Source organism: Streptomyces sp. NPDC001663 (genome assembly GCF_042893105.1).
In the GTDB taxonomy this organism is placed as follows: domain Bacteria; phylum Actinomycetota; class Actinomycetes; order Streptomycetales; family Streptomycetaceae; genus Streptomyces.
Window position 1 is genome coordinate 566,289 of record NZ_JBIAUR010000004.1, and the last position, 21,782, is coordinate 588,070.

Sequence of the window (21,782 nt, forward strand, 5' to 3'; positions counted from 1 at the left end):
AGGAGTGGCTACGGGCGGGGCGTCAGGTACGGGCGGGCTTCAGGAGCGTACTTCGAGCAGGGGGACCAGCTGTTCGGCAGGGGTCATCGAACCGTGGTTGCCGACCATCGCCGACTCCTTCGGCTCCCGCTCGGAGGCGATGATCAGGACGTCGTCGCGCGCGGCCGCGATCACGTCGCCGAGGCGCGCGTACACCCGGTCGTCGATGTGCGGGCCGAACCAGCCCGCCGCGATCGCCTCGTCCCGCGAGGCCACCCAGAACTGCTCGCCGAGGACCTCGCGCCAGCAGATCAGTACGTCGCTCTCGGCGCCCGGCACCGCGTACACGTGGCGGGCACGGCCCTCGCCGCCGAGCAGAGCGACCCCGGCGCGCAGCTCCCAGTCCTCGTCGAAGTCGATGCGGTGCTGCTCGTCGAAGGGGACGTCGATCATGCCGTGGTCGGCGGTGACGTACAGCGCGGTGCGCGGCGGGAGTTGCTCGGCGAGGCGCTGGACGAGCCGGTCGACGTACATGAGCTGGCCGCGCCAGGTGTCGGAGGCGACGCCGAAGCGGTGGCCGGCACCGTCGAGCTCGGCGTAGTACGTGTAGACCAAGGAGCGGTCGCCGGCGGCCAGTTGCTCGGCCGCGAGGTCCATGCGGTCCTCGCCGGACAGCCGCCCGTAAAACGTTCCGCCACTGAGCGCGACCTTGGTCAGCGGGGTGTTCTCGAAGGTCGGCGACGACACCTGGGCGGCGTGCACACCCGCGTCATGGGCCAGTTGGAAGACGGTGGGATACGGCTGCCATGCGCGCGGCGAGGTCCACGGCTGCCAGCGCAGCTGGTTCATCAGCTCGCCGGTCTCCGGGTTGCGCGCGGTGTAGCCGGGCAGGCCGTGCGCGCCCGGCGGCAGGCCGGTGCCGACGGAGGCGAGGGAGGTCGCGGTCGTCGCCGGGTAGCCGGTGGTCAGCGGGCGGCCGGTGCCACCGCGCGAGCTGCTCATCAGGGCGTGCAGGAAGGGCGCCTCGTCCGGGTGCTCCTTCAGCTGTTCCCAGCCCAGGCCGTCGATCAGGAACACGCAGTTCCGGTCGGCGGGGGTCAGCTCGGTGATCGCCGCCGTCGTGCCGGGCACGCCCATGCCGGCGGCCAGGGTCGGCAGGAGGTCGGCGAGGGAGCCGCGGCCGTACTCGGGCAGCGGTGCGGAGTCGACGGCGAGGGGTTCGGGGTGGGCGTCCCAGGGGGCGGCGTGGACCATTATCGGGTGGTGTCCGCGGTCGCCTCGGAGAGCGACTGGGCGAAGGCGAGGGCCTGGCGCACCGTCTCCGGTCCGTCGCCGGCCTCGCTGACGCGCAGGCTGAGGTCGTCCGCCGTGGAGTTGCCCGTGTACCCGTGGTCGGCCTCGCAGTTGGGGTCGCCGCAGGCGGCGGGCTCGAGGTCGATGCGGGAGACGGCGCCCCAGCCGATGGTGAGGACGACCTCGCGGGGCAGCGTGCCCACCGTGTACTGCTCCGGGTTGGCGACCACGCGGCTGACCACGACCGACGAGATCCGGCCGAGCTTCACGGACTCCGTCGAGGTCGTGGCGTACGGCGTCGGGGAGGTGCTGTCGGCCGCCTGCTCGTCGGTGTGGCTGACGATGAAGCGGTTGCCGGTGAGGACGAGCACCGTGACGTGCCGCCGCACCTCGTTCTGGTCGAACGTCGTCTCCTGGTGGACCAGGTACGACCGGATGGAGTCGCCGCCCACGGCGGCCTCCACCGCCTCGGCCACGAGGGCCGGGTAGTAGCCGCTGCGCTCGATCGCCGCTCGCAGCCCCTGGGTCGTCGTACTGGTCTTGGCCATGACGTCCATCCTACGGTGGCCCGCTGACTGCGAGGCACCGCTCATGGCTGTCTCGGTACACGTCTCAGTAGACGGGAAGTGTGCGCGGGCCGAGGTCGTCGCGGGCGGGCGGGGGCGCGAGGCGCACGGAGGCGCCGAGAACGCTCAGACCGCGCGGTGCGACGACGACCGGCTCCAGGGTCACCGCCACGACCTCCGGGTGGTCGTCGACCAGGCGTGAGACGCGCAGCAGCAGCTCTTCCAGCGCAGGGGTGTCGACGGGTGTGGAGCCGCGCCAGCCGAACAGGAGCGGTGCCGTCCGGATCGACCGGATCAGGGAGGTCGCCTCCCGGTCGGTGACCGGGATCAGGCGGTGCGCCATGTCGCCGAGCAGCTGGGAGGCGGCTCCGGCGAGCCCGAAGGAGAGCACCGCGCCGGCGGCCGGATCGATCACGGCCCGTACGACGGTGTCGACGCCCCGCGGTGCCATCCCCTGCACGACCGGCCGCAGCTCCTCCGGCTTTCCGAACAGCTCGGTCAACTCGGCGTACGCCCGCCGCAGTTGCTCCTCGTCCGCGAGATCCAGTCGTACGCCGCCCAGGTCGGCGCGGTGGCGCAGGTGCGGGGCGGTGGCCTTGAGGGCGACGGGGTAGTCGAGGGTCTCGGCGGCCCGGACGGCGTCGTCGGGGGTGAACGCGGGGACCGCTCTGCGTACGGCGATGCCGTACCGCCCGAGCAGTTCGCAGGTCTCCTCGGTGCCGAGCGTGAGGCCCTGTCCGCGCGCGAGCATGCCGTCGATGAGCTGCGCGGCGCCCTTCTCGTCGATGTCCTCGTACTCGGGCACCTTGCCGGGGTCGGCGCTGTCGCGCCGCCACTGGGCGTACTTGACGGCTTCGGCGAGGGCGCGGACGGCGCGCTCGGCGGCGGGGTAGGCGGGAATGAGGCGGGACTCGGACGGGACGCTCTCGGCGCGGCCCGGCTGTGCCGCCGGTGTCGTGGGGGGCAGCATCTGCGAGGGGCGGAGCCGGGTGCCGGCGGGTGGGCCCGAACCGGCCTGGGGTGCGGTGCTCGCCGCGGCCGACAGTGCTTCCGCGAGCCCGCCGAGCTCCACGTGCACCACCAGGACGGGCTTGCCGGGGACGGCCTCCGCGGCCGACCTCAGGGCCTCCGCCAGCTCCGCGTCGCCGGGCGACACCTCACCGATCGCCGGGATCGCGGTGACGACCACCGCGTCGCACGAGTCGTCCCCGAGCGCCCGCAGCAGCGCGGCGTGGAAGTCCTCGGCCGAGGCCCCGGTCGTCAGGTCCAGCGGCCTGAGCGGCCTGAGCCCCTCGGAGAGACAGGCGTCGTACGTCAGCAGCCCCAGCGACTCGGAGTTCCCCAGGATCGCCACCCGGGGTCCCGTCGGCAGCGGCTGGCGGGCGAGCAGCAACCCCGCGTCGACCAGCTCGGTGATCGTGTCGACGCGGATCACCCCGGCCTGCCTGAGCAGCGCGGACACTGTCGCGTGCGGCAGCTGCGTCGCTCTTACGGCATGCCCCTGCGGGGCGGAGCCGGCGCCCTGGACCACGACCAGCGGCTTCGCGGCGGCCGTGCGTCGCGCGAGGCGGGTGAACTTGCGCGGGTTGCCGATGGACTCGAGGTACATGAGGACGACGTCGGTGTCCGGGTCGTCGTACCAGTACTGGATGAGGTCGTTGCCGGACACGTCCGCGCGGTTGCCGGACGACACGAAGGTGGAGACGCCCGTGACCCCGGTGACGCCGCCGCCGCGCCGGTGCAGCCGGGACAGCAGCGCGATGCCGATGGCACCGGACTGGGCGAACAGACCGATCCGCCCGGGGCGCGGCATCTCGGGGGCGAGGGAGGCGTTCAGCCGTACACCGGGGGATGTGTTGACGATCCCGAAGGCGTTCGGCCCGATGATCCGCATGCCGTACGTGCGCGCGTGCCGGACGAGTTCGCGCTGGCGCTCGCGCCCGTCGGGGCCGCTCTCGGCGTACCCCGCGGAGACGACGACGATGCCCTGCACGCCGTGCTCGCCGCACTCGGTGACGGCCTCGGGGACGTGCTCGGCCGGCACGGCGACGACCGCGAGGTCGACGGGGCCGTCGATGTCCCGCACCGAGCGGTACGCGGGAACCGAGTCGAGCTCCTTGACGTCCTCGGGGAGGGCCTTGTTCACGGCGTACAGCCGCCCGGTGAAGCCGGCGTCCCGGATGTTGTCGAGGATGCTGCGGCCCACTCCCCCGGGTGTCCGGCCGGTACCGACGACGGCGACCGAGCCGGGCACCAGCAGCCGCTGCACGGACCGCGCCTCGGCCCGTTGCTCGCGCGCGTACTGCACGGCGAGCGAGCGGTCGGTGGGTTCGAGGTCGAACTCCAGGCGTACGACGCCGTCCTCGAAGCTGCGCTTCTGGGTGTACCCGGCGTCCATGAACACCTTGATCATCTTGGTGTTGGCGGGCAGCACCTCGGCGGCGAAGCGGCGGATGCCGCGCTCCCGGGCGACCGCGCCGATGTGTTCGAGGAGGGCGGAGGCGACGCCGCGTCCCTGGTGGGCGTCCTGGACGAGGAAGGCGACCTCGGCCTCGTCGGCGGGCGACGACGCGGGCATGCCATCGGCGCCGATGCGGTCATAGCGTACGGTGGCGATGAACTCGCCGCCGATGGTGGCCGCGAGTCCCACCCGGTCCACAAAGTCGTGGTGCGTGAAGCGGTGGACGTCCTTTGCGGACAGACGCGGGTAGGGCGCGAAGAAGCGGTAGTACTTCGACTCGTCCGACACCTGCTCGTAGAAGCTGACCAGGCGCTCGGCGTCATCAACGGTGATGGGCCGGATGCGTGCAGTGCCGCCGTCGCGCAGCACCACGTCGGCCTCCCAGTGGGCGGGGTACTCGTGCCGGTCCGGCGAGGTCTGCATGGGCCCCAGAGTACGGCTCGCGTCCGACAACGGCGCGAGGCAGTCTGTGGAGAACGCACAGCAGTCCGTGGAGAACGCAAGAGGACGGGAGTCGGGCCGAGGCCGCGGTCCGACCACTCACTCCGGACGGTACGAAGGACCGCTCCGGGCATGCTTCACGTGTGGGAAACTGGTCTAGACAACCCTGAGACAGTGAAGGGCAGCATCACATGGCTGAGCGCCGCGTCAACGTCGGCTGGGCCGAGGGCCTCCACGCCCGCCCCGCTTCCATCTTCGTCCGGGCCGCCACGGCCGCAGGTATCCCGGTGACGATCGCCAAGGCCGACGGCAACCCCGTCAACGCGGCCTCCATGCTGGCGGTCCTGGGCCTGGGCGCCCAGGGCGGCGAGGAGATCGTCCTCGCCTCCGACGCCGAGGGTGCGGACGTCGCCCTCGACCGTCTGGCGAAGCTGGTCTCCGAAGGCCTTGAGGAGCTCCCCGAGACCGTCTGATCAAGGCATCACAGAAGGGCTCGTCCGAATTATCGGGCGAGCCCTTCGCATTTCCCGTGGCGGGACTGCAGAATTCTCGGTCGCGGGCAGCAGAAATAATCCCCCGCGAATTGTCTTCTCTTTGTATACGGCGCCCGTGTTAATGCCGCAGGCTCGACATGTTTACGGGATGTTGCGAGTTCCTCACACCGTTCGCGCGGTCCGGGCCGCCGAAGCGCAGCCGGTGCACCGCACTCGAGCGCTCGGTGTGCAGCGTCGTCACCGCCCGCGCGCGCTCACTGTCGCCGCGGGCCACGGCGTCGACGATCGCGCCGTGCTCCGCCCAGGACTCCACGGGGTTGGCGGGCGCCTCCACGGCGTACATCCAGGCGATCTTGTGCCGCAGCTGGGTCAGCATCGAGGTCAGGGCGGGGCTGCCGGAGGCCTGGGCGAGCGTCTCGTGGAACCAGCCCCCCAGGGAGCGCAGATCCTCGCTGTTGCCCCTCCTGGCCCGCTCCTGGCCCAGTCTGACCAGACCGCGCAGGACCTTCAGGTGGGCCTCGGTGCGCCGCTGGGCGGCCCGGGAGGCGCCCAGCGGCTCCAGCAGCATGCGCATCTCCAGCAGGTCGGCGGCCTCCTGCTCGGTCGGTTCCGCCACGCACGCGCCCGCGTGCCGCCGGGTCACCACGAAGCCCTCGGCCTCCAGGGTGCGCAGGGCCTCGCGCACGGGGACGCGCGAGACGCCGTAGCGGCGCGCGAGCAGTTCCTCGGTGAGCCGGCTGCCGCGCTCGTAGACACCGGCGACGATGTCGTCCCGGATCGCCGTGCACACCGAGTGCGCCGGAATACGCATGACCGACCTCCGACTTAATCCCCGTGAAACGTCGATGATTGACGTGTGTTCCGTGACTCTATTGCACGGAGCCGGAATTTCCGACGGCGGGCCGGAATCCATGGATATTTTTTGGACAGCAAGGCGACAGAAACGACGAAACCCCGGCTCGGGGAGCCGGGGTTTCAGGAGATCTTGCGGCCCGTCGTCAGACGTTCACGCCGTGCGAGCGCAGGTAGGCGACGGGGTCGATGTCCGAGCCGTACTCGGGGGTCGTACGGGCCTCGAAGTGCAGGTGCGGTCCGGTGACGTTGCCGGTCGCGCCGGAGAGGCCGATCTGCTGGCCCGGGGTGACCTGCTGGCCGACCGAGACACCGATGGACGACAGGTGGCCGTACTGGGTGTACGTGCCGTCGTTCATCTTGATCACGATCTGGTTGCCGTAGGACCCGCCCCAGCCGGTCTCGACGACGGTGCCGGAGCCCACCGCGTGGACGGTGGTGCCGCTCGCGGCGTGGAAGTCGATGCCCGTGTGGCTGCCGGAGGACCACAGGGAGCCGCCGGTCTTGTAGCCCGTCGAGACGTACGAGTTGGATATCGGCGCGACGAACGTGTTGAGGCGCTTGCGTTCGGCCTCGCGGGCGGCACGCTCCTTGGCCTCGCGCTCCTGCTTGGCCTTCGCGGCGGCCTTCTCGCGCGCGGCCTCCGCGGCCGCCTTCTTGAGCGCGGCCTCCTCGGCGGCCTGCTTCTGGGCATCGGCCTGGGCGTCGATCTTGTCGGCGAGCGTGTCGCCGATGGTGATGACGGGAGTGAGGCCGGTCTGCTCGACAGAGGTCTCGGCGGCGAGTGCGGGGGCGGCCAGGGCACCGACGACGCCGGTGGTGGCGAGGGCCGCGACGCCGGCGGCGCGCTTGGTGGTGCGGTGCGTCCGGCTGGGACGACGGTGCTTCCCGGTGGCGCGGGTGAACGCCATGTAGTGGCTTGTCCTTTCCTTCCTTCTCGCCTACCGGGTTAGCTGACGGGTTCGGAGCAGGAAGGTCTCCTACGGACCCCCTCGCTGCGCGCGCGGGCGTCCGATTCACCCCAGGGACTGCGATGGGTCCCCGGCTCCCCTGGCTCGCGCCGTACGGGGACTCGGCGATGGCTGTCCGGTGCCGCGGGTGCGGCGCGGTGCCTGACGGACAGCCCGGACGACGCTAAGCGGGGCCGCTTTCAATTCCCAAACGGATCAGGGTCTTTGTAGCGCATCCCACAGGGCAAACAGGAAGCTCTCCTTCAATTCTCTTTCAATTCGGACATAAGAGGGCCCTGGTGACTCATCAGTCACCAGGGCCCCCACGCGCGCGTGCAGCTGACTAGTGCTCTACTCGGCTGCCACGACGGTGACTTGGCCGATGCCGAGGGCCTCGACGGGCTCCTTGATCTGCGCCGCGTCACCGACGAGGACGGTCACCAGGCGGTCCACCGGGAAGGCGCTCACGGCGGCCGCGGTGGCCTCCACGGTGCCGGTCGCGGCGAGCTGCTGGTACAGCGTCGCCTGGTAGTCGTCGGGCAGGTGCTGCTCGACCTGGTCGGCCAGCGTGCTCGCGACGGCCGCCGCGGTCTCGTACTTCAGCGGCGCCACCCCGACGAGGTTCTGTACGGCGACGTCGCGCTCGGCGTCGGTGAGACCGCCCTCGGCGAGCGTGCGCAGCACCGTCCACAGGTCCTGAAGTGCCGGGCCGGTGTTGGGGGTGTCGACGGAGCCGCTGATGGCGAGCATCGAGGCGCCCGAGCCGTCCGGCGCGGACCTGAGGACCTGGCCGAACGCGCGCACACCGTAGGTGTAGCCCTTCTCCTCGCGCAGGACGCGGTCCAGGCGGGAGGTGAGGGTGCCGCCCAGGCAGTACGTGCCGAGGACCTGCGCAGGCCACACGCGGTCGTGCCGGTCGGGGCCGACGCGGCCGATGAGCAGCTGCGTCTGTACGGCGCCGGGACGGTCCACGATGATGACGCGCCCGTTGTCGTCGGCGGTCACCGGCGGGACGGGACGGGGTTCGGCCTTGGAGCCCGTCCACTCGCCGAGGGTCTCGCCGAGCAGCGCGTCCAGGTCGATGCCGGTGAGGTCGCCGACGACGACCGCGGTGGCCGTGGCGGGCCGGACGTGCCGGTCGTAGAAGGCCCGTACGGCCGCGGAGTCGATCTTCTCGACGGTCTCCTCGGTGCCCTGGCGCGGGCGGGACATGCGCGAGGTCGTCGGGAACAGCTCCTTGGAGAGCTCCTTGGCGGCGCGACGGGAGGGGTTGGCCAGCTCGTGCGGGATCTCGTCGAGGCGGTTGCGGACGAGCCGCTCGACCTCGCTGTCGGCGAACGCGGGCGCCCTGAGGGCGTCGGCGAGCAGTCCGAGCGCCTTGCCGAGGCGGGAGGCCGGCACTTCGAGGCTGATCCGGACGCCGGGGTGGTCGGCGTGCGAGTCGAGGGTGGCGCCGCAGCGCTCCAGCTCGGCGGCGAACTCCTCGGCGGAGTGCTTGTCGGTGCCTTCGGAGAAGGCGCGCGCCATGATCGTGGCGACGCCGTCGAAGCCGGCCGGTTCGGCGTCCAGGGGCGCGTCCAGGAGCACCTCCACGGCGACGACCTGCTGGCCGGGGCGGTGGCAGCGCAGCACGGTCAGGCCGTTGTCGAGCGCGCCGCGCTCGGGTGCCGGGAAGGCCCACGGCTTGGCCTCGCCCGCCTGGGGCTGCGGGTGGAACTGCATCGTGGCGAGCTCGGTCACTTGGCCGCCTCCTCGTTGTTGTCGCCGGCTTCGACCGTGGCCTCGGCCTCGGGGTCTTCGGGCGGGTCCGCGTCCTCGGCGATCTCTCCCGAGACCGGCTCGTAGACCAGCACCGCACGGTTGTCGGGCCGCAGGCGGGCCTTGGCAACCTCCTGGACCTCCTCCGGCGTCACCTCCAGGACGCGCTGTACGGCGGTCAGGGCGAGCTGCGGGTCGCCGAACAGGACGGCGAACCGGCACAGTTCGTCGGCGCGGCCCGCGACCGTGCCGAGCCGGTCCAGCCACTCGCGCTCCAACTGGGCCTGGGCGCGCTCCATTTCCTCGGCCGTGGGGCCCTCCTCGGCGAACCGGGCGAGCTCCTCGTCGATGGCGGTCTCGATGACCGGCACCTCGACGTCACCGGAGGTCTTCACGTCCAGCCAGCCCAGAGAGGGCGCTCCGGCCAGCCGCAGCAGGCCGAACCCGGCCGCGACGGCCGTACGGTCGCGCCGTACGAGCCGGTTGTAGAGGCGCGAGGACTCGCCGCCGCCGAGGACGGTGAGTGCGAGGTCGGCCGCGTCGCACGCGCGCGTGCCGTCGTGCGGAAGCCGGTAGGCCGCCATCAACGCGCGCGCGGGAACCTCCTCCTCGACGACCTCGCGCAGCTGCTCACCGATGACGTCCGGGAGGGAGCCGTCGCGGGGCGCGGGCTTCCCGTCGTGCGCGGCGATGGAGCCGAAGTACTTCTCGATCCAGGCGAGCGTCTGCTCCGGATCGATGTCGCCGACGACCGACAGGACGGCGTTGCCCGGCGCGTAGTACGTGCGGAAGAACGCGCGCGCGTCCTCCAGAGTCGCCGCGTCCAGGTCGGCCATCGAGCCGATCGGGGTGTGGTGGTAGGGGTGGCCCTCCGGGTAGGCGAGGGCGGTGAGCTTCTCGAACGCCGTGCCGTACGGCACGTTGTCGTAGCGCTGCCGGCGCTCGTTCTTCACGACGTCCCGCTGGTTCTCCATGGACTCGTCGTCGAGGGCGGCGAGCAGGGAGCCCATGCGGTCGGCCTCCAGCCAGAGGGCGAGCTCCAGCTGGTGCGTGGGCATGGTCTCGAAGTAGTTGGTGCGCTCGAAGCTGGTGGTGCCGTTGAGCGAACCGCCCGCGCCCTGGACCAGTTCGAAGTGCCCGTTGCCCTTGACCTGTCCCGAGCCCTGGAACATCAGGTGCTCGAAAAGGTGAGCCAGACCGGTGCGTCCCTTGACTTCGTGGCGCGAACCGACGTCGTACCAGAGGCACACCGCCGCGACCGGGGTCAGGTGGTCCTCGGAGAGCACCACGCGCAGGCCGTTGGCCAGGCGGTGCTCGGTCGCTGTCAGGCCTCCGGAGCCTGCCTGGTCTGTGGCCGTGTGACCCATGGGCATGTACGTCCCTTCGATCGCGGATGCGGTGGTTGAAACCGCGGTTTTCCTGCCGGTCCTGCCACTGTATGCAAGCGTGCGCGGCCTCGGCGAAGTTCCCGCAGGACGTACGCCCACAGCGGATCGCGTAGCCTTCGGCCACGCCGGGAACCGAGGCCGACACCAGGTCCTCGTCCGCGTTGTCAGTGCCGCGGTCCACAATGGTCGCGTCAGAACCCGTTCACGCTTCAGCAAGGAGCCGGCAGCGATGGCCCGCCGCAGCACGAAGACCCCGCCGCCCGACGACTCGTTCGAGGAGCGGATCCTCGACATCGACGTCGTCGACGAGATGCAGGGCTCCTTCCTCGAGTACGCGTACTCGGTCATCTACTCCCGAGCCCTGCCCGACGCCCGCGACGGCCTCAAGCCGGTGCACCGCCGCATCGTCTACCAGATGAACGAGATGGGGCTGCGCCCCGACCGCGGGTACGTGAAGTGCGCGCGCGTGGTCGGCGAGGTCATGGGTAAGTTGCACCCGCACGGCGACGCGTCGATCTACGACGCCCTGGTGCGCATGGCCCAGCCGTTCTCCATGCGCGTACCGCTCGTCGACGGGCACGGCAACTTCGGCTCGCTGGGCAACGACGACCCGCCGGCCGCCATGCGGTACACCGAGTGCCGCCAGGCCCAGGCGACGAGCCTGATGACGGAGTCGATCGACGAGGACACGGTCGACTTCGCGCCCAACTACGACGGCCAGGAGCAGGAGCCGGTGGCGCTGCCCGCCGCGTTCCCGAACCTGCTGGTGAACGGCTCCTCGGGCATCGCGGTCGGCATGGCGACGAACATGCCCCCGCACAACCTCTCCGAGGTCATCGCGGCCGCCCGCCACCTGATCCGCTACCCGAACGCGGATCTGGACACCCTGATGAAGCACGTCCCGGGCCCCGACCTGCCCACCGGCGGCCGGATCGTCGGCCTCTCCGGCATCAGGGACGCGTACGAGACGGGCCGCGGCACGTTCAAGATCCGGGCCACGGTCGAGGTCGAGACCGTCACCGCCCGCCGCAAGGGCCTGGTCATCACCGAACTGCCCTTCACGGTCGGCCCGGAGAAGGTGATCGCCAAGATCAAGGACCTGGTCGGCTCCAAGAAGATCCAGGGCATCGCCGACGTCAAGGACCTCACCGACCGCGCGCACGGCCTGCGCCTGGTCATCGAGATCAAGAACGGCTTCGTGCCCGAGGCCGTTCTGGAGCAGCTCTACAAGCTGACGCCGATGGAGGAGTCCTTCGGCATCAACAACGTGGCGCTGGTCGACGGCCAGCCGCTCACGCTCGGCCTCAAGGAGCTCCTCGAGGTCTACCTCGACCACCGCTTCGAGGTCGTGCGCCGCCGCAGCGAGTTCCGCCGCACCAAGCGCCGCGACCGGCTGCACCTGGTGGAGGGCCTGCTGACCGCGCTCGTCGACATCGACGAGGTCATCCGCCTGATCCGCTCCAGCGAGAACAGCGCGCAGGCTAAGGAGCGCCTGATGGAGCGCTTCTCCCTGTCGGAGATCCAGACCCAGTACATCCTCGACACGCCGCTGCGCCGTCTCACCAAGTACGACCGCATCGAGCTGGAGTCGGAGAAGGACAGGCTCAACGCGGAGATCGCGGAGCTGACCCGGATCCTCGAGTCGGACGCGGAGCTGCGCAAGCTGGTCTCCTCCGAACTGGCCGCGGTGGCAAAGAAGTTCGGCACCGAGCGGCGTACGGTCCTGCTGGAGGCGTCGGGCGCTCCCGCGGCCGCCGTACCGCTGCAGGTCGCGGACGACCCGTGCCGGGTCCTGCTGTCCTCCACGGGTCTGCTGGCCCGTACGGCCAACGGCGAGCCCTTCCCGGAGGACGCCCGCGCCAAGCGTGTGAAGCACGACGTGATCGTCTCGGCGGTCCCGGCGACGGCGCGCGGCGAGATCGGCGCGGTCACCTCGTCCGGCCGGCTGCTGCGGATCAACGTCGTCGACCTCCCGCAGCTGCCGGACACGGCATCGGCGCCGAACCTCTCGGGCGGTGCCCCCCTCTCGGAGTTCCTCTCCCTGGAGGACGACGAGACGGCGGTCTGCCTGATCACCCTCGACGAGTCCTCCCCCGGCCTCGCCCTCGGCACCGAACAGGGCGTCGTCAAGCGTGTGGTGCCCGACTACCCGTCCAACAAGGAGGAGCTGGAGGTCATCACGCTCAAGGAGGGCGACCGGATCGTCGGCGCGGTGGAGCTGCGCACCGGTGAGGAGGACCTCGTCTTCATCACGGACGACGCCCAACTGCTGCGCTACCAGGCCTCGCAGGTCCGTCCCCAGGGCCGTCCGGCGGGCGGCATGGCGGGCATCAAGCTCACCGAGGGCGCGAAGGTGATCTCCTTCACGGCGGTGGACCCGGCGGCCGAAGCGGTCGTGTTCACGGTCGCGGGCTCGCGCGGCACGCTCGACGACTCGGTCCAGACGACGGCCAAGCTGACCCCGTTCGACCAGTACCCGCGCAAGGGTCGCGCCACCGGCGGTGTGCGCTGCCAGCGGTTCCTGAAGGGCGAGGACTGCCTGTCCCTGGCCTGGGCGGGCGCCGTCCCGGCCAAGGCGGCGCAGAAGAACGGCACCCCGGCCGACCTCCCCGAGATCGACCCCCGCCGCGACGGCTCGGGCGTGTCCCTGGCGAAGACGGTGTCGGTGGTGGCCGGACCTGTCTAGGCGGGCTCCACGGGATCCTCGTCCGGATCCTGTACGTAGCGCAGGACGCCCCACATGCCGTGCTCGTCGACGGTGTGCGGGGCGTCGCTCTTGCACGCCTCCAGTTCCTTGCCGAGCGCGGGCGCATCGATGCCGGAGCCGATGAGGACAAGCTGGGTCAGGCGCGCGTCGCCGCCTGCCCAGGGCTCCGGATAGAACCGCAGGAAGCGCCCCACGGCATGCACGGCGTAGCGGTTGCGGACGTCGTGCGCCCCGAAGTCGACGTACCCCTTGATCCGGTACAGCCCCTCGGGTCGGCTGTCGAGGAACTCCATCAACCGGCGCGGATCCATGGGCGTTTCGGTGGCGAAGGAGAGGCTGTCGTACGCGGCGTGGAGGTGGCCGTCGTGGTCGTGCGCGCTGTCACTGTCGTGATCGTGGTCGTGCAGGTCGTCGAAGGACAGCTGCCCGATGCGCTCCTCGCTCGGCCTGCAGTCGAAGAGGAACTCGGGGTCGATACGGCCGTAGGAGGCGGGCACGACGGCGGCACGGTCGACGAGGGACCGCACCAGCCCGAGGACCCGCTCGCCGTCGCCGGCCCGGTCGAGCTTGTTGACGACGACCAGGTCGGCGAGGGCGAGATGCCGGTCGACCTCGGGATGCTTCGCGCGGGTGTCGTCGAACTCGGCGGCGTCGACCACCTCGACGAGGCCGCCGTACACGATCCCCGGATGTTCGCTGGCGAGCAGCATGCGGACGAGTTCCTGGGGTTCGGCCAGCCCGCTCGCCTCGATGACGATGACGTCGATGCCGGCGGCGGGCCGGGCGAGCCGTTCGAGATACAGATCGAGCTCGCTCGCGTCGACGGCACAGCACAGACAGCCGTTCCCGAGCGACACGGTGGAGTCGCCGAGCGCACCCGCGACGGCCATGGCATCGATCTCGATGGCACCGAAGTCATTGACGATGGCCCCGATACGGCTGCCTCCGCTGCGGTGGAGGAGGTGGTTGAGGAGGGTGGTCTTGCCGGAACCGAGAAAACCGGCGAGGACGACGACCGGGATCTGCCGAAGGCTGGGGCTCGGCTGGCTCAACGTGCGACCTCTCTGACACCGACGCGTGCACCGGATCGCGAGCCCGGCGCACGTACGAGGATTGAATGCCGAACCAGGATACGAGCCGGAAGAATCACTGCGAAGTGAACGATTGTTAGCTGCACTTGCGGGGCAGACGTTGGGCAAGGCGCCGGAGTGTGCGACCCTCGCATCCCTCCGTGCGCCTCCTCTCCGCCTCCCTGCCGATCAGAGCCGCTCGGCACCCTGGGAGACGGCAAGCGCCGCCCACCGCTCGCCGGTCCCCATCAGTCGACCCGCACCCCGACGACCGGCGGACGGACGCCTGATTCGGGGGTTGACATGGCCACACAGAAGCGCGGAGCACGTGGATGGGGGGCGATCGCCGCGGCAGGCTTGGGCCTGGCGTCGGGAGCGCTGGGAGCCTTGGCCGCGCAGCGACAGGTCATCGACTCGCTACGCGCACGTGTGGAGCATCTGGAGCAGTCTGCACAGGCCCAACGCGACGTCAACATCGCTCAGCAGCAGCGCCTGCACTGGGAACTACTGAGCAAGGCCATGGACGACCCCGAACTCGCCGAGGTGCTCGACACCTACGAGGAGCCGGTCTCCGCCAAGAAGCAGCGTCAGTTCCTCTTCGCCAACGCCCTTTACACCAACGCTCTCTGCTACTACCGCATCGGCAACATCAGCCGTGCTGAATTCTTCGGATTTGTCCGCGGCGCCCTGCAGAATCCAATCTTCAGGGAGTACTGGTACGCGACTCGACCTCATCGGGCCACACTGATCGACACATCCGAGGAAGCGGAACTTGGACAAATGGTTGACGATCTCCTGCAGCAACTCGAGGAGACGGACAGCGACGAGTGGTGGGTGGTCGGCGAACCCCCCGCCGACTAGGCCTGCCGGACGCACCATCGGGCGGCAAGTTCCGTCCCTCGATGCGCCATTCCGGATGCATCACACAGTCGGGCGATAACGAACTGGCAAATTCGCGCGTTTCCCCTGGTGCCAACAGGGTTGACTGCTCCGCGATCGCGTCAAGGGTCGACCCCCATTGAACCGTCGCTCCATGCCGCTCGGTCGTCGAGGCAACGGCCCCACAGGGTCGCATCGCACCGCGCAGCGCGCAGGCGCCCAGGCCTTGAGACCAAGGGGAATTTCAACAGTGAGTCAGATCATCCGTCGGCTAGGCGCTCCTCCGAAAGCTCGGGGAAGCGTGACCGGACAGAATTGCCCGGACATCTTCGAGTTGGCCGACGGCAACTTCGCCGTCATCGGAACCGATGCCACGAACGGACTGGATGCCCGACTTCCAGCCGGTACGCCCCTGACCAAGGACGACCGCATCGTCGTGGTCACGCGCGAAACCCTGATTCACGCTAAAACCGACATTCCCCTTGGCGTCGGAAGCTCTCGCATGTCCACGGCACGGCTCCGCGCCGGACTTGCACAGGCTGACGACGCCAGGCCAGCGCCCACACCTGTAAACAGGAGAGGCCAGGACCAGGTGGAACAGGTCGAAATCGTACGACGCCTCGGCACGCCGCCCCGGCAACGCCAGTCATCACCGAGCATGAGTGCAGGAACCTGCCCGGACATCTTCGAACTCAGTAACGGCGACTTCGCCGTCATCGGCGCAGAGGCCACCGAAGCGCTCGACGGGGAACTGCCCGCCGACGCTTCCCGCGCAGACTACGAGCGCATCGTCGTCATCAGCCGGGAAACCTTGATCGAGGCGAAGAAGGACATCCCCGACGCCTGATCACGTCCCCCGTCACGCCATCCTGGGCTCGGCACGAGACAGTGCCGAGCCCTTTTGCACGCCAGGCCCAGGACAGAGTCCTCAGAGTGCCCGGACCCCTGCACACTTCAGGCCATCGCCGGCACCGCCACCGGCGCCCCCGGCCCCACATACCGCGCCACCGGCCTGATGATCTTCGAATCCTCCGCCTGCTCCAGGATGTTCGCGCTCCAGCCCACCACCCGCGCCGCCGCGAACGTCGGGGTGAACATCTCTCGGGGCAGACCGCACAGTTCCATGACCACGCCGGCGTAGAACTCGACGTTCGTGTGCAGTTCGCGGCCGGGCTTCAGCTCCGTGAGGATCGACTCGACGTGGCGCTCGACCTCCACGGCGAACTCGACGCGCGGGCCGCCGAAGCTCTGCGCCAGCTCGCGGAGCATCCGTGAACGCGGGTCCTCCGTGCGGTAGATGGGATGACCGAAGCCCATGATGCGGTCGCCGGCGAGGACGCGTTCGCGGATCCAGGGGTCGATGCGGTCGCGCGTACCGATGGCGTCCAGCGTGTCCAGCGCGCGGCTGGGCGCACCGCCGTGCAGCGGACCCGAGAGCGCCCCCACGGCCCCGACGAGGCAGGCGGCCACGTCGGCTCCCGTCGACGTGATGACCCGCGCCGTGAATGTTGATGCATTGAAGCCGTGATCAATGGTTGAGATCAAGTACTGCTCGATCGCCCGGGCCCGCTTCGGGTCCGGCTCCGAACCCGTCAGCATGTAGAGGTAGTTGGCCGCGCAGGAGAGGTCGTCCCGGGGTTCCACCGGCTCGAGGCCCCGGCCCAGCCGGTGCAGTGCCGTGAGGAGTGTCGGTACGGCCGCGGCCGCCACGAGGGTGTCCCGGCGCCGGTCGGCCGCGCCGATGTCGTACACCGGCCGGAAGCCCTTCGCCGCGCCGAGCAGCGACAGTGCGGTGCGCATGCCCGCCAGCGGGCCGGACCGCCTGCTGGCCGCCGCGACGGCGGGCAGCGCCGCACGTACCTCGTCGGGCAGCCGCCGGAGGGCCGCCGTCTCGGCGACGAAGGCCGCCCGCTGCCCCGCGTCCGGCAGCTCGCCGTGGACCAGGAGGTACCAGACGTCCTCGAAGCTGCGGGTCTGCGCGAGTTCGACGGCCGAGTACTGACGGTAGTGGTAGAAGCCCTCGAGCCCTCGGACGTCCCCGATCTCGGTGTCGGTGACGACGACACCGGCGAGCCCCCGCGGTACGTCGAGGGTGACGGCTGCTGACCTGTTGATGGACATGATTCCTCCCTGGACTTGATTCGAATGTCCATGATTGACTCTGGCTCTGTCAATATTGATTAGATCAATGCATTCAATCCATACGTCTTACTGCCGATACGGTGATCCCATGCGCGATCAAGACGCCTCCGCCGACCACGCCGACCGGAGGCTGACCACCAAGGAAGCCGCCGAACTGCTGGGCGTGAAGCCCGAGACCGTGTACGCGTACGTGAGCCGCGGCCAGCTCGGCAGCCGACGTGTGCCCGGCGGCCGGGGCAGCACCTTCGACGCCAAGGAGGTGGAGGCACTCGCCCGGCGCAACAGGCGTGAGAGCAGCGGGAGTTCGACCTCGGGCGGCGAGTTGTCCGTGCGCACCCGCATCACCCTCATCGAGAAGGACCGCTACTACTTCCGGGGCGTCGACGCCACCGAACTGGCCACCCGGCACTCCTACGAAGAGGTCGCGGAGTGGCTGTGGACGGGCCGGCTGCGCCCCGGCATCGCCTTCACCGCACCGAAGGCCTCCGTCGCCGTGGCCCGCCGCGCGGTGGACGCACTGCCCGAACACACCGGCCCCACCGACCGGTTGCGCGTCGCGGCGATCGCGGCCGCGGTCGCGGACCCGCTGCGCTTCGACCTGTCCGAGGAAGCCGTGCTCGGTACCGCGCGCACCCTCATCCCCACCCTGGTCGTCGCCCTGCCGCAGAGGGGCCACCGCCGCAGCGACGAGGGCCCGCTGGCTCTCCGCCTGTGGACGCGGCTGAGCAGCCGGGACCCCGACGAGGCGTCGCTGCGTGCACTGGACACCGCGCTCGCGCTCCTCGTCGATCACGACCTGGCCGCCTCGACCCTCGCGGTGCGCGTCGCCGCGTCGGCCCGGGCGCACGCCTACGCGGCCGTCTCCGCCGGGCTCGGCGTGCTCGAGGGCCCGCTGCACGGAGCGGCCAGCGGGCTCGCCCACCGGCTGCTGCTCGACGTGCTGGACGAGGGCGACGCGGCCCCCGTGATCGCGGACGAACTGCGGGCCGGTCGTCGCATCCCGGGACTCGGCCACCGGCTCTACCCGGGCGAGGACCCACGCGCGCGTGTCCTGTTCGGCCTCCTGGAGGAGATCCCCCGCGCCGCGCCCGCCCTCGCCGCGGCCCGCGACATCGTCGCCACCACCGCCCGCCACACGCCGCTGCACGCGAACGTCGACCTTGCCCTGGCCGTGTTCACCGCGTCCGCCGGCATGCCCGCCACGGCAGGCGAGACGATCTTCGCCGTGGCCCGTACGGCGGGCTGGATCGCCCATGCGCTCGAGGAGTACGGGGAACGCCCGCTGCGCATGCGGCCGAGCGGACACTACGTCGGGCCCAAGCCGCCCCAGCCACTGCCGGAGTAGGACACCAGGGCGACCGGAAGTCGCGTCGAGCCAAGTCAGGTTAGGCTCACCTCTGTGAGTACGTGCTCAACTGTCTCCCAGGAGCTCGACGAGCCCCTTGCGGGAACCGCGGCCACCGCGCGGACCTGGCTGCTGCTGGAGCAGCCCGGCCCCTGGGGCGCCAGGGCGCTGACGTCGAGCCACCTGGATCCGGCACTCGGCCGCGCCCTGGAGGCGGCCGCCAAGGGCACGGGCGTACGCATCGCGCTCATCCGCCGCCCCGGACGGCACGCCGACTCCGGGGCGCCCACCGTGCGCCAGGTGTACGCGGCCCACACCATGCCCGGCAGGTCGTGGCTGCGCGCCGCCACGACCTGCGACCCCCGGCAACTGCTCGGCCTCGACTTCGCCGCGCTCGGCAGGGGCGAGCACCAGACCTTCGACTCGGCGCTCGGAGGACGAGCGCACACGGGAGATCCGCTCGCGCTCGTCTGCACCAACGGCAAGCGCGACCGCTGCTGCGCGCTGCTCGGCCGGCCGCTCGCGGCCGAGCTCGCCGCCTCCGGGGCGAAGGGCGTCTGGGAGGTCACCCATCTGGGTGGTCATCGCTTCTCGCCCACGCTGCTCGTCCTGCCGTTCGGATACGCGTATGGCCGCGCCGAGACCCACGCGGTCAAGGAGGTCCTGCACCGTGTCCAGGAGGGGCGGATCGTCGTGGAGGGCTGCCGCGGGAGCTCCGCCTGGGAGCGGCCCGGCCAGGCGGCCGAGCTGGCCGTGCGCGCCGCCACGCGCGAATACTCGGCGGAAGCCCTGAGTGTCGTACGGACGGACGGCGCGGCACCGCGCTGGGAGGTGACCGTCGCCCACGCGGACGGACGCCGATGGCGCGTCACGGTGGCACAGGCCACGGCGCTGCCGCCCCGTCCGGAGAGCTGCGGGACGTCGGTCCTGGGTTCCCCGGCGCGCATGGACGTGGTGGCGGTGCACGAGTCGAGGACGACCGCACTCGCGAGTTGACCCGGTCGATCAATGCACCGACCTGCGCACTCAGCATTGATCAAGAGATCCATGCCACACCCCCTACGGCAGTTCCGGCACGCCCACGTACCGTCGTGGGTATGAGCCCCACTCCCCCCGCACGCCGCCTGCGCCTCGGTCTGCCGAAGCGGGTGTTCTCGCAGGTGCTGCTGATGCAGGTGGTGATCGCCGCGGGAGTCGCGGTGCTCGCGACCGGGCTGTTCCTGGCACCGCTGAGCAAACAGCTCGACAACGAGGCGATGCGCCGGGCCCTGGCCATCGCGCAGACCACTGCGGAGCAGCCGCAGATCGCGAAGGACGTCCAGAACACCGCCCCGACCGTCGACGGACCGGTCCAGAAGGAGGCGGAGCGGATCCGCAAGGCCACGCATGCCGAGTACATCGTGGTGCTGGACTGGCGGGGCGTGCGCTGGTCGCACACGGACCCCTCGGAGATCGGCCGGAACGTCTCGACCGACCCCACGGAGGCCCTCGCCGGCAATCAGGTCATGGAGATCGACAGCGGCACCCTGGGCCGCTCGGCCCGCGGCAAGGTGCCGCTGCGCGACACCGAGGGCCAGATCATCGGGGCGGTCTCGGTCGGGATCAAGTACGACAGCGTCCGTGCCGAGCTGATCGGCGCGATCCCGGAACTGCTCGCGTACGCCGGCGGCGCGCTGGCCGTCGGTGCGCTGGCCGCCTGGGTCATCTCCCGGCGGGTCCAGCGACAGACCCGTGACCTGGCCTTCTCGGACATCTCGGCGCTGCTCGCAGAGCGCGAGGCAATGCTGCACGGCATCCGGGAGGGCGTCGTCGCCCTGGACCGCGCCGGCCGCATCCGCCTGCTGAACGACGAGGCGCACCGTCTGCTGGGCATCGACGACGAGGCCGTCGGCCGGTCCCCCGACGAGGCGCTCGGCGAGGGCCGTACGGCCGACATACTGGCCGGCCGCGTGACGGGCACCGATCTGCTCACGGTCCGCGGCCAGCGCGTCCTGGTCGCCAACCGCATGCCCACCGACGACGGCGGCGCCGTCGCCACGCTGCGCGACCGCACCGAGCTGGAGCAGCTCGGCCGGGAGCTCGACTCGACCCGCGGCCTGATCGACGCCCTGCGCGCCCAGGACCACGAGCACGCCAACCGTATGCACACCCTCCTGGGACTGCTCGAACTGGAGATGTACGACGACGCCGTGGACTTCGTCGGGGAGGTGGTCGGCGACCATCGGGCCACCGCGGAACAGGTCACCGAGAAGATCCAGGACCCGCTCCTCGCCGCGCTGCTGGTCGGCAAGGCGACGGTCGCGGCCGAGCGCGCCGTCGCCCTGTGGGTCTCGGACCGGACGCGGCTCCCGGACCGGTTGATCGACCCCAGGGGGCTCGTCACGGTCGTCGGGAACCTGGTGGACAACGCCCTCGACGCGGTCGCGGGCACGCCGCACGCGCGCGTGGAGGTCGAGTTGCACGCCGAAGGACGTACCGCTGTCCTCAGGGTGCGCGACACGGGGCCCGGAATCCCCCCGGAGCAGCGCGAGTTGGTCTTCACCGAGGGGTGGTCCACGAAGGAGCCGCCGGCGCACGGGAAGCGTGGCATCGGGCTCTCCCTGGTGCGCAGGCTCGCCGAACGGCAGGGCGGCAGCGCAACCGTGGGCGAAGCCGAGGGCGGCGGCGCGCAGTTCACCGTCGTCCTGCCCGAGGCACTGACCGAGTCGGCGCCGGAACCGGCCCTGACCGCAACCGGGGACACCCCCGTCAAGGAGGAGTCGCGATGATCGAGGTCCTGGTCGTGGACGACGACACCAGGGTCGCGCAGGTCAACGCCGCCTACGTGGAGAAGGTGCCGGGTTTCCACGTCGCGGGCGAGGCGCACAGCGCCGCCGAGGCGCTGCGTCAGGTGGAGACGCTGGCCCGCCTGGACCTCGTCCTGATGGACCACTATCTGCCCGACGAGACGGGCCTGGCGGTCGTTCAGGAGATGCGCCGCCGCGGCCACCAGACCGACGTGATCATGGTGACGGCGGCGCGTGACGTGTCGACGGTGCAGGCCGCGATGCGGCACGGCGCGCTGCAGTACCTGGTCAAGCCATTCGCGTTCGCGGGTCTGCGCAGCAAGCTGGAGGCGTATGCGGAGCTGCGCCGCAAGCTCGACGGCGGCGGCGAGGCGGAGCAGGCCGAGGTGGACCGCATCTTCGGTGCCCTGTCCGCCTCTTCGGAGCCGGGGCTGCCGAAGGGACACTCGCCCACCACCGCGGAGCTCGTACGCCAGTCCCTGATGAGTGCCGAAGGCCCGCTGTCGGCCCAGGAGATCGCCGACCGGACGGGGGTGAGCCGACAGACCGCCCAGCGCTATCTGAAACTCCTGGAGCGCACTGGCCGGGCCCGTCTCACCCTCAAATACGGCGACGCGGGCCGCCCTGAACACCGCTACGTGTGGGCGACCCGCGCCTGAGGGCACGGCCGG

At 70.7% G+C, this 21,782-nt stretch carries 17 protein-coding genes, 1 pseudogene and 1 riboswitch; of the genes and pseudogenes, 9 read left to right on the plus strand and 9 right to left on the minus strand.

The genetic code is table 11. From position 1 onward, the window contains the following. Nucleotides 1-39: 39 nt before the first annotated feature. From ACFY1L_RS16400 to ACFY1L_RS16410, 3 genes are read right to left on the minus strand one after another with little or no spacing between them, the layout of a single operon-like run. On the minus strand, nucleotides 40-1,233 hold the full coding sequence (locus ACFY1L_RS16400) for an alkaline phosphatase family protein (RefSeq protein WP_388823826.1): 1,194 nt from the start codon (nucleotides 1,231-1,233) through the stop codon (nucleotides 40-42). Beyond that, nucleotides 1,233-1,829, minus strand: coding sequence for a DUF5998 family protein (locus tag ACFY1L_RS16405; RefSeq protein ID WP_388824027.1), 597 nt, complete (start codon nucleotides 1,827-1,829; stop codon nucleotides 1,233-1,235). The genes ACFY1L_RS16400 and ACFY1L_RS16405 overlap by 1 nt, the downstream gene beginning before the upstream one ends. 55 nt (nucleotides 1,830-1,884) lie before the next feature. Then, on the minus strand, nucleotides 1,885-4,722 hold the full coding sequence (locus tag ACFY1L_RS16410; RefSeq protein WP_388823828.1) for a GNAT family N-acetyltransferase: 2,838 nt from the start codon (nucleotides 4,720-4,722) through the stop codon (nucleotides 1,885-1,887). 209 nt (nucleotides 4,723-4,931) lie between these two features. Between ACFY1L_RS16410 and ACFY1L_RS16415 the strand changes: the two genes are divergently transcribed. Next, a complete protein-coding gene (locus tag ACFY1L_RS16415) occupies nucleotides 4,932-5,213 on the plus strand; it encodes an HPr family phosphocarrier protein (protein WP_067441040.1) in 282 nt (93 codons plus the stop codon). 139 nt (nucleotides 5,214-5,352) lie between these two features. On the opposite strand, the gene ACFY1L_RS16420 is transcribed toward ACFY1L_RS16415, so the two are convergent. The 4 genes from ACFY1L_RS16420 to ACFY1L_RS16435 form a co-directional block, all read right to left on the minus strand. Further along, nucleotides 5,353-6,045, minus strand: a complete 693-nt coding sequence (locus ACFY1L_RS16420; RefSeq protein WP_388823830.1) for a GntR family transcriptional regulator — start codon at nucleotides 6,043-6,045, stop codon at nucleotides 5,353-5,355. Nucleotides 6,046-6,232: 187 nt separating this feature from the next. Further along, nucleotides 6,233-6,997, minus strand: a complete 765-nt coding sequence (locus ACFY1L_RS16425) for a M23 family metallopeptidase (protein WP_388823832.1) — start codon at nucleotides 6,995-6,997, stop codon at nucleotides 6,233-6,235. A gap of 13 nt (nucleotides 6,998-7,010) precedes the next feature. Continuing rightward, nucleotides 7,011-7,174: riboswitch (cyclic di-AMP (ydaO/yuaA leader) on the minus strand. Nucleotides 7,175-7,387: 213 nt separating this feature from the next. Then, nucleotides 7,388-8,776, minus strand: a complete 1,389-nt coding sequence (locus ACFY1L_RS16430) for a M16 family metallopeptidase (protein ID WP_388823834.1) — start codon at nucleotides 8,774-8,776, stop codon at nucleotides 7,388-7,390. Continuing rightward, nucleotides 8,773-10,167, minus strand: coding sequence for a M16 family metallopeptidase (locus ACFY1L_RS16435; protein ID WP_388823836.1), 1,395 nt, complete (start codon nucleotides 10,165-10,167; stop codon nucleotides 8,773-8,775). Before ACFY1L_RS16435 ends, ACFY1L_RS16430 begins: the two co-directional genes overlap by 4 nt. A 244-nt stretch (nucleotides 10,168-10,411) precedes the next feature. Here ACFY1L_RS16435 and ACFY1L_RS16440 point away from each other — a divergent pair, with 244 nt between their 5' ends. After that, on the plus strand, nucleotides 10,412-12,868 hold the full coding sequence (locus tag ACFY1L_RS16440) for a DNA topoisomerase (ATP-hydrolyzing) subunit A (protein WP_388823838.1): 2,457 nt from the start codon (nucleotides 10,412-10,414) through the stop codon (nucleotides 12,866-12,868). Here ACFY1L_RS16440 and ACFY1L_RS16445 read toward each other — a convergent pair. Continuing rightward, on the minus strand, nucleotides 12,865-13,941 hold the full coding sequence (locus ACFY1L_RS16445) for a CobW family GTP-binding protein (protein WP_388823840.1): 1,077 nt from the start codon (nucleotides 13,939-13,941) through the stop codon (nucleotides 12,865-12,867). The genes ACFY1L_RS16440 and ACFY1L_RS16445 overlap by 4 nt on opposite strands. A 321-nt stretch (nucleotides 13,942-14,262) precedes the next feature. On the opposite strand from ACFY1L_RS16445, the gene ACFY1L_RS16450 reads away from it, so the two are divergent. From ACFY1L_RS16450 to ACFY1L_RS16460, 3 genes and pseudogenes are all read left to right on the plus strand, one after another. Next, nucleotides 14,263-14,820 carry a DUF6082 family protein gene (locus tag ACFY1L_RS16450; protein WP_388823842.1) on the plus strand — a complete coding sequence of 186 codons (558 nt, stop codon included), beginning with the start codon at nucleotides 14,263-14,265 and terminating at the stop codon, nucleotides 14,818-14,820. Between the two features lie 268 nt (nucleotides 14,821-15,088). After that, nucleotides 15,089-15,319 (plus strand): annotated as a pseudogene (locus tag ACFY1L_RS16455) (hypothetical protein); the annotation flags it as partial. Between the two features lie 177 nt (nucleotides 15,320-15,496). Then, the gene (locus ACFY1L_RS16460) at nucleotides 15,497-15,685 is read left to right on the plus strand and encodes a hypothetical protein (protein ID WP_388824029.1); all 189 of its coding nucleotides are present in this window, start codon (nucleotides 15,497-15,499) and stop codon (nucleotides 15,683-15,685) included. Between the two features lie 107 nt (nucleotides 15,686-15,792). On the opposite strand, the gene ACFY1L_RS16465 is transcribed toward ACFY1L_RS16460, so the two are convergent. Next, nucleotides 15,793-16,959, minus strand: coding sequence for a citrate synthase/methylcitrate synthase (locus tag ACFY1L_RS16465; protein WP_388823844.1), 1,167 nt, complete (start codon nucleotides 16,957-16,959; stop codon nucleotides 15,793-15,795). Between the two features lie 109 nt (nucleotides 16,960-17,068). On the opposite strand from ACFY1L_RS16465, the gene ACFY1L_RS16470 reads away from it, so the two are divergent. From ACFY1L_RS16470 to ACFY1L_RS16485, 4 genes are all read left to right on the plus strand, one after another. After that, a complete protein-coding gene (locus tag ACFY1L_RS16470; protein ID WP_388823846.1) occupies nucleotides 17,069-18,325 on the plus strand; it encodes a citrate synthase in 1,257 nt (418 codons plus the stop codon). Between the two features lie 54 nt (nucleotides 18,326-18,379). After that, entirely contained in the window at nucleotides 18,380-19,321 is a 942-nt protein-coding gene (locus tag ACFY1L_RS16475) for a sucrase ferredoxin (protein WP_388823848.1), read from the plus strand. A gap of 101 nt (nucleotides 19,322-19,422) precedes the next feature. After that, nucleotides 19,423-21,093 (plus strand): ATP-binding protein, encoded by a 1,671-nt coding sequence (locus ACFY1L_RS16480; protein ID WP_388823849.1) that lies wholly within the window; start codon nucleotides 19,423-19,425, stop codon nucleotides 21,091-21,093. Beyond that, nucleotides 21,090-21,770, plus strand: coding sequence for a response regulator (locus ACFY1L_RS16485; RefSeq protein ID WP_388823851.1), 681 nt, complete (start codon nucleotides 21,090-21,092; stop codon nucleotides 21,768-21,770). Before ACFY1L_RS16480 ends, ACFY1L_RS16485 begins: the two co-directional genes overlap by 4 nt. Nucleotides 21,771-21,782 lie beyond the last annotated feature (12 nt).

Coding starts and splice junctions, on each gene's coding strand:
- ACFY1L_RS16420 (WP_388823830.1), bottom strand. CDS start 6,045: ATGCGTATTCCGGCGCACTCGGTGTGCACGGCGATCCGGGACGACATC.
- ACFY1L_RS16465 (WP_388823844.1), bottom strand. CDS start 16,959: ATGTCCATCAACAGGTCAGCAGCCGTCACCCTCGACGTACCGCGGGGG.
- ACFY1L_RS16410 (WP_388823828.1), bottom strand. CDS start 4,722: ATGCAGACCTCGCCGGACCGGCACGAGTACCCCGCCCACTGGGAGGCC.
- ACFY1L_RS16460 (WP_388824029.1), top strand. CDS start 15,497: ATGAGTGCAGGAACCTGCCCGGACATCTTCGAACTCAGTAACGGCGAC.
- ACFY1L_RS16405 (WP_388824027.1), bottom strand. CDS start 1,829: ATGGACGTCATGGCCAAGACCAGTACGACGACCCAGGGGCTGCGAGCG.
- ACFY1L_RS16450 (WP_388823842.1), top strand. CDS start 14,263: ATGGCCACACAGAAGCGCGGAGCACGTGGATGGGGGGCGATCGCCGCG.
- ACFY1L_RS16415 (WP_067441040.1), top strand. CDS start 4,932: ATGGCTGAGCGCCGCGTCAACGTCGGCTGGGCCGAGGGCCTCCACGCC.
- ACFY1L_RS16440 (WP_388823838.1), top strand. CDS start 10,412: ATGGCCCGCCGCAGCACGAAGACCCCGCCGCCCGACGACTCGTTCGAG.
- ACFY1L_RS16435 (WP_388823836.1), bottom strand. CDS start 10,167: ATGCCCATGGGTCACACGGCCACAGACCAGGCAGGCTCCGGAGGCCTG.
- ACFY1L_RS16470 (WP_388823846.1), top strand. CDS start 17,069: ATGCGCGATCAAGACGCCTCCGCCGACCACGCCGACCGGAGGCTGACC.
- ACFY1L_RS16425 (WP_388823832.1), bottom strand. CDS start 6,997: ATGGCGTTCACCCGCGCCACCGGGAAGCACCGTCGTCCCAGCCGGACG.
- ACFY1L_RS16400 (WP_388823826.1), bottom strand. CDS start 1,233: ATGGTCCACGCCGCCCCCTGGGACGCCCACCCCGAACCCCTCGCCGTC.
- ACFY1L_RS16485 (WP_388823851.1), top strand. CDS start 21,090: ATGATCGAGGTCCTGGTCGTGGACGACGACACCAGGGTCGCGCAGGTC.
- ACFY1L_RS16480 (WP_388823849.1), top strand. CDS start 19,423: ATGAGCCCCACTCCCCCCGCACGCCGCCTGCGCCTCGGTCTGCCGAAG.